This is a genomic window from Muriicola sp. (assembly GCF_049669965.1).
In the GTDB taxonomy this organism is placed as follows: Bacteria; Bacteroidota; Bacteroidia; order Flavobacteriales; family Flavobacteriaceae; genus Muriicola.
On record NZ_JBATLB010000257.1, the window covers coordinates 1 to 5,760 of the forward strand.

4 protein-coding genes and 1 pseudogene are annotated in these 5,760 nt (G+C 39.1%); 4 read left to right on the top strand and 1 reads right to left on the bottom strand.

From position 1 onward, the window contains the following. Both WBM49_RS12820 and fumC read left to right on the top strand, forming a co-directional pair. Positions 1-2,100 (top strand): TonB-dependent receptor domain-containing protein (locus WBM49_RS12820; protein WP_424372446.1); only part of this gene is annotated, 2,100 nt, incomplete at its 5' end. 360 nt (positions 2,101-2,460) lie between these two features. Beyond that, positions 2,461-3,915, top strand: coding sequence for a class II fumarate hydratase (fumC, locus tag WBM49_RS12825; protein WP_424372447.1), 1,455 nt, complete (start codon positions 2,461-2,463; stop codon positions 3,913-3,915). A gap of 6 nt (positions 3,916-3,921) precedes the next feature. Here the strand turns inward: fumC and WBM49_RS12830 are convergent, their stop codons facing one another. Beyond that, positions 3,922-4,809, bottom strand: a complete 888-nt coding sequence (locus WBM49_RS12830; protein ID WP_424372448.1) for a hypothetical protein — start codon at positions 4,807-4,809, stop codon at positions 3,922-3,924. 164 nt (positions 4,810-4,973) lie between these two features. Between WBM49_RS12830 and WBM49_RS12835 the strand changes: the two genes are divergently transcribed. Beyond that, positions 4,974-5,435, top strand: coding sequence for a GNAT family N-acetyltransferase (locus WBM49_RS12835; RefSeq protein ID WP_424372449.1), 462 nt, complete (start codon positions 4,974-4,976; stop codon positions 5,433-5,435). 56 nt (positions 5,436-5,491) lie between these two features. Next, a pseudogene (locus WBM49_RS12840) lies at positions 5,492-5,760 on the top strand (MBL fold metallo-hydrolase); the annotation flags it as partial.

Here is a 5,760-nt window from a genome sequence, read left to right on the forward strand (position 1 = left end):
GTATACAATGTTGGGCAGGATCTTACTGTTAGAGGTGGTTCCGTAACAGACGTTTTGGATAACGTACCTTCTGTGACCGTAGATGTAGAGGGTAACATTAGTCTGCGTGGTAATGAAAGTGTACGAATTTTGATCAATGGCAAACCCTCTGCCCTCTCAGGTCTGAGCCCACAAGCTCTTCAGCAATTACCTGCAGAATCTATAGAACGTGTTGAAGTAATTACCAATCCCTCGGCCAGGTACGATGCGGAAGGTACTGCAGGGATATTGAACATTATTTTAAAACAAAGTAAAACGGCTGGTATCAATGGTTCCATCAACGTTTTCGCAGGTTATCCCGACAATTTTGGAGGTGCCTTGAGTCTTAACCTGCGTCGTGAAAAATTTAATTTCTTTACCACTACGACCTATCGGTACAGAGATGCCCCTGGAAATGCAGAGTTTGACCAGGAGAATTTTGATGATTCCGGAAATACAGTAAGTTTTCAGGATGAGATACGCGACTATCAGAGACAAGACAACAGCTTGAATACCAATATTGGTTTTGAGTATTTCTTCAGTGACAAAAGCAGTATAACCAATTCGTTAGTTATTAGAAATTCGGATGGTGAAAATACGGTCGATATCGACTTTTTTAATTTCGATGCAGTCAGAAATCCAACGATTCAAAGAAACCGATTCACTAATGAAGATGAAACCGATGAGAATGTGCAGTATTCGGTAAACTATAAAAAGACGTTCGACAGAGACGGGCACGAACTCACCATAGACTATCAGTACTCCACTGGCAATGAAATTGAAAATTCTATCATAAATGAAATTGTCCTAGGAGAATCTTTATTTCTTCCTACGGAGCAGACCATTAATGATGAAACCCAGCTGAATCAATTGGCGCAATTCGATTATATACTCCCCTTTGGCAAAGAGAATCAGTCACTATTTGAAATGGGATACAGAGGCACCTTTAATAATTTCATCACAGATTTTGATTTTGGGATATTAGAAAATGGCGTCCTTGACAGAGATCCAAATTTCAGCAATGAATTAAAGTATAAAGAATATGTAAACGCTGCTTATATGCAGTTAGGAACAAAATTTAAAAAATTCAGTGTTTTAAGCGGATTGAGAATGGAAGCTTCAGACATTGGGATCGAATTGAGGGATACTCAGGAAGTGACCAATAAGGATTATGTGAATTGGTTTCCTTCCTTATTTCTTGGGTATGAGTTCTCAGAGACAGAGCAGGTAACGCTGAGCTACAGCCGCAGACTACGAAGACCACGCTCCAGATTTATCAACCCTTTTCCATCCAGATCCAGTAATACAAACTTATTTCAGGGAAATCCTGACCTGGATCCCACCTTTACAAATGCTTTTGATCTGGGCTATTTAAAGAGATGGGATAAGGTTACTTTTACAACCTCCGGTTATTTTAACAGATCTACCGGGGTCTTCCAGTTTATTACGCAGGAGACAGGCGATTTTGTACAGATAGAAAACCCGGATGACCCTGCGAATCCGGTTTTAGTACCCGTGCAGGCAAGAACTCCCATCAACCTGGCGACAGACAGGCGCTACGGAGTTGAGTTTACCTCTACCTACACACCAAAAAGAGATTGGAGACTAACATGGAATTTAAATTTATTTCAGCAGGAACTGCGTGGGGACTATACGTACACCAATTTTCAGAATCAGGTCATCACTCAAAATTTTGATGCAGACAACTTTACATGGTTTACCAGGATAAGTGCAAAAGTACCCTTGCCAGGAAGTATAGACTTTCAATCCAATGTATTCTACAGAGGACCCAATAAGGATGCCCAGAATACCAATAAAGGTATTTTAAGTACTAACCTGGCTATTAGTAAAGATGTTATTAAAGATAAGGCTACTCTGTCTTTAAATGTAAGTGACTTGTTTAACTCCAGAAAAAGAAGAACTGAGACGATCACCAATACAGTGGCTACCTATAGTGAATTTCAATGGAGAGAAAGACAAATTACCTTATCCTTCTTATACAGATTTAATCAGTCACAAAATCAACGAAACAGAAATGGGCGTGGTGGAAATGATGAAGAATATGAATTTGAAGGGACGTAATCAGAACTATATTTTGTAAAACTAAAAAGAAGCCATGAGGCTTCTTTTTTTATGTGTTACGTTTGGCTCTTCTCGCTTCGCGTTTTTCTTTAAAGATTTCCATAAGATTTCCCCCTAACCAGTAAGGTACTACAAAAAGCAGTAGGAACATCATTAACCAAAAACCGATGGTAACGATTGTCAAAAAAGCCAGGAATCCTAAATATTGATCAAATTCGAACATATTGCGTGCTTTGCTGAACAAAGATACTTGGAAAATCCCAAAACTTGCAAATCTAAACTTAGAAATTTTATACAATGCACAAAAAGAACTTAAACCACCAAATCGTACCTTTGTTAGGACAATAAAAACTCCGACATATGGAATTCAGAATTGAAAAAGATACGATGGGTGAGGTAAAGGTACCAGCAGACAAATATTGGGGTGCCCAAACTGAAAGATCAAGGAATAATTTTAAAATAGGCCCATCGGCTTCTATGCCCTTAGATATTATCTATGGTTTTGCTCATTTAAAAAAAGCAGCTGCCTATGCTAATCATGAACTTGGAGTGCTTGCCAAAGAAAAAAGAGATCTGATCGCAAAGGTCTGTGACGAGATCTTAGCAGGTAAGCTAGACGACCAATTTCCATTGGTCATATGGCAAACAGGTTCTGGAACTCAAAGCAATATGAATGTGAATGAAGTTATTGCTAACAGGGCGCAGGAACTGGCCGGAAAAAAAATAGGCGTTGGCGAAAAGGTTATTCAACCCAATGATGATGTAAATAAATCTCAATCTTCTAATGATACTTTTCCAACTGGGATGCATATTGCAGCCTATACCAAATTGGCAAAAGTAACTATCCCAGGAGTTACACAACTCAGAAATACCTTGCAAAAAAAGGTGACAGAGTTTGAAAAGATCGTTAAAATCGGAAGGACCCATCTTATGGACGCTACTCCCCTAACCTTAGGGCAGGAATTTTCGGGTTACGTTTCCCAATTAGACCACGGGCTGCGTGCCTTGCAAAACACATTAGACCATTTAAGTGAATTGGCCTTGGGGGGCACGGCCGTAGGTACCGGATTAAACACCCCTCCGGGATATGATGTGTTGGTGGCGAAGTATATCGCTCAGTTTACAGAACTGCCCTTTAAAACTGCTGCAAACAAGTTTGAGGCCCTGGCTGCACACGATTCGCTTGTGGAAACCCATGGTGCCCTGAAACAATTAGCGGTCTCACTTAATAAAATTGCCAATGATATTAGAATGATGGCATCTGGGCCGCGCTCTGGTATTGGCGAGATCATAATTCCTGCAAACGAACCGGGGAGTTCAATTATGCCGGGCAAAGTAAATCCTACTCAATGTGAAGCGCTGACCATGGTATGTGCACAGGTAATTGGAAATGACGTCGCTATTAGTTTTGGTGGCGCCCAGGGACACTATGAACTCAATGTATTTAAACCGGTTATGGCCGCTAATTTGTTGCAGTCTGCAGAACTGCTCGGGGATGCCTGTGTAAGTTTCGACATCCATTGTGCCATAGGTATAGAACCCAATCATAAGGTTATTAAACAATTACTCAATAATTCCCTTATGCTGGTAACTGCGCTGAATACAAAAATAGGCTATTACAAAGCAGCAGAGATCGCAAACACAGCACACAAAAATGGCACCACTTTGCGTGAAGAAGCTGTTAATCTGGGCTATGTGACCGCAGAGGAGTACGATCTTTGGGTAAAGCCTGAGGATATGGTCGGATCTTTGAAAAAGTACCAACTTTCCATAAAAAAAGGGCCTTCAATTGAAGGCCCTTCTATTTTATTATAAACTGTCTTATTTCAAAGTGAACTTTGAAGTTCCAAGAAGTTTTAGGTTGTCGTCATAGACGTTTACCATATAGTTTCCTGATTGGAAATCTCCTGCTGGCTTGTTGATAAAGTCACACACATCCAGGTCTTGATTTTCGTAATAGAAATCGGTACCCTTGCTGTAAGACACTGAAGCTCCTTCGTCATTTGTTTTAGTGCTTCCGCCACCTAAAACATTTCCTTGTGGATCCAATACCTCAATAAGGAATTGTCTGTCACCTGCCTGAGCAATTACGTTATCAGCTATCGTAAAACATACTTTTAATTTGTCTGTTCTTCCGGCTCTTTGAGTAGAAACCATTTTTCCGCTAGATCTTTCTCTAACTGCATCTACGTTAAAGGTTGATAGGTTAAGTGCAGAACCTCTTTCAACAGCTTCCGCCAATTGAGTGTTTTGAACAACCAATGAATCATTGAAAACAGCTTGTTTCTCTAACTCAACAAATGTGCTGTCTCTTTGCATGGCCAACAATGAGTTAGACTTGGTAAGAGAATCTACTTGCTGAAGTAATACTTCTCTTTCTTGTTTTAATACAGCAACCTGATTTCTGTATCTTCTTAAAGAAGAAAGATCGGTCTTCATAGTTTGTACAGAATCGATGTACTTGGCGATCCTATCTCTGGCAGCTACCAATTCTTCATTTGTAGCATTGCTTTCAAGAATAGCTTTGTCATACTCAGATTTTAAACTGTTAAGGTCTTCCATTACCAAGTCCTTTTCCTGAGTAAGTTCGGTCTGTACTTTTTTCTTGTCTTGATAAAGACTAACGGTATAGATAATAGTACCTAATAGAACTACCCCTAATAAACCGGCAATTACTTTTAATCCGTTATTGTTTTTTGTTTCAGTCATAGTGTAAAAGTTTAATACTCTTTTTTTACTTTTTGTAAAGTGGTTACATGCTATATACGGACAAACCTTCTTTTTAGATTTTTGAACTAAAAAAAAATTGTATTTTCAGTATTAATCCTATTTAAAAGATTTGTAAACATCAGGGTTTTGAGGATCACAACTTTATGTCTATACGAATTATCCCTTTCAAATCAGAGCTGGCTGCCAGTTTCAAAGAATTAAATCTTGCCTGGTTAACAGAATACTTCTATGTAGAACCAAAAGATGCTGATCTATTGGACAAATGCCAGGAAATGATCATTGATCAAGGAGGTCAAATTTTTTTTGCAGCAAAGGAGAAAATCATCCTAGGCTGTTTTTCATTACTTCCTCTTAATTCAAATTCCTTTGAATTGGGAAAAATGGCTGTGAAAACCGGGTATCAGGGACAGCGAATTGGCCATCTTTTGTTAGAACACGCTATCAAATATTGTAAAAGCAAGGAAATTAGTTCCCTTGTACTTTACTCTAACACCCTTCTGCAGCCGGCCATTCATTTATACAAAAAGTTTGGTTTCGAAGAAATTCCCATGGAAGTACCTCCTCCCTATGAACGGAGTAATATTAAAATGACGTTAATACTCTGAATGGTTTCTCCACACATGCTTACCTTTAACTCCTAAAATCAAATCTATTTATAGCTATGAAAATGCTGATCGCGAGTTTATGCATAAGTTTTTTACTTTTTACAAGCTGCAAAGAAAATAAGAAGACAGATGCCATTTCAGAGAACGAATCAATAGCCACTACCAATACTTCCGCGGAAAAATCTATGTCGGAAGTCGAAATATTTCCAATTGAACATGCCTCTGCGGTAGTAGAATGGGGAGAAATTACGATGTATATTGATCCTGTGGGAGGAGCCGAGCTCTATGCAGCCTATCCCAAACCCGATCTTATCCTTATCACAGA

Excerpts from the sequence above, each read along its gene's own strand:
- fumC (WP_424372447.1), top strand. The coding sequence starts at position 2,461 with ATGGAATTCAGAATTGAAAAAGATACGATGGGTGAGGTAAAGGTACCA.
- WBM49_RS12830 (WP_424372448.1), bottom strand. The coding sequence starts at position 4,809 with ATGACTGAAACAAAAAACAATAACGGATTAAAAGTAATTGCCGGTTTA.
- WBM49_RS12835 (WP_424372449.1), top strand. The coding sequence starts at position 4,974 with ATGTCTATACGAATTATCCCTTTCAAATCAGAGCTGGCTGCCAGTTTC.